Below are 1119 nucleotides of genomic sequence, written 5' to 3' on the forward strand. Positions count from 1 at the left end.
CGAGCGCGGGATCGGCGGCGGGCACGGCGGACGCGAGGGGCGATCTGGAGCCGAGCGAGTCGCACATCCCGTACGTGGTGCTGCGCACGGGCGAGTGCTTCGACCACCCGTCGCTGGACAGCGGCGTGGAGTCGGTCGAGAGCCGCCCCTGCGCGGGCCCGCACGACGGCGAGGTCATCGGCAACCGCACGCTCAGCGGCGACTTCCCGGACGGCGACGCGCTCGACGACCAGGCGCTGGGGCTGTGCCAGCGGGCCGCGGAGGAGAAGCTGGAGACGATGCCGGCGGACGGGCGGCACTACTTCTACTACGCGCTGTACCCGACGCTGACGACGTACGAGTACCAGAGCCAGGACGAGATCTCCTGCGCGCTGACGCTGAGCACCGAGCCCGACGGCCCGAAGCTGACCCAGCCGCTGCCGTGACGCCCCGGCGCGGCCTTGCGTGCCCCGGCGCGGTCGGCGGTCGTAGGGTGGCCGCATGACGACCCATGCGAAGCGTGAACGGCTGCTCCTCGCCGATCTGCTGGAGGGCGCCGGGCCCGAGGCGGCGACGCTGTGCGAGGGCTGGACGACCTACGACCTGGCCGCGCACGTGGTGGTGCGCGAGCGCCGGCAGGACGCGGCCGGCGGGATCCTGTTCAAGCCGTTGCAGAACCGTCTGGAGCGCGTGCAGGCGGAGTTCCGGCAGAAGCCGTACGAGGAGCTGGTGCAGCTCATCCGCAGCGGGCCGCCGCGGTTCTCGCCGTTCGCGCTCAAGCAGGTCGACGAGGCCGCGAACGTCGTGGAGTTCTACGTCCACGCCGAGGACGTCCGCCGCGCGCAGCCCGACTACACGCCGCGCGAGCTGGACCCGCTCTTCTCCGACACGCTGTGGCAGCGCCTGGAGCGCGGCGCCCGGATGATGGGCCGCAAGTCGCCCGTGGGGCTGGTGCTGCGCCGGCCGGACGGGCAGACGGCGGTGGCCCACCGGGGCACGCCGGTGGTCACGGTGACCGGGGAGCCGGCGGAGCTGCTGCTGTACGCCACCGGGCGGCAGGAGTGGGCGAAGGTGGACGTGGAGGGCGACGAGGACGCCGCACCCCTCGGTTCAACGACCCGATGGTGATGATCAGCAGCC

The 1119-nt window shown here is 73.1% G+C and carries 1 protein-coding gene and 1 pseudogene; both read left to right on the forward strand.

Annotated elements, in window-relative coordinates; genetic code table 11:
- A pseudogene (locus H5J30_RS34905) lies at positions 1–425 on the forward strand (septum formation family protein); the annotation flags it as partial.
- A gap of 55 nt (positions 426–480) precedes the next feature.
- The gene (locus tag H5J30_RS34910) at positions 481–1107 is read left to right on the forward strand and encodes a TIGR03085 family metal-binding protein (protein ID WP_181791812.1); all 627 of its coding nucleotides are present in this window, start codon (positions 481–483) and stop codon (positions 1105–1107) included.
- Positions 1108–1119: the final 12 nt, after the last annotated feature.

The organism is Streptomyces phytophilus (genome assembly GCF_013870535.1).
Taxonomy (GTDB): Bacteria; Actinomycetota; Actinomycetes; order Streptomycetales; family Streptomycetaceae; genus Streptomyces; species Streptomyces phytophilus.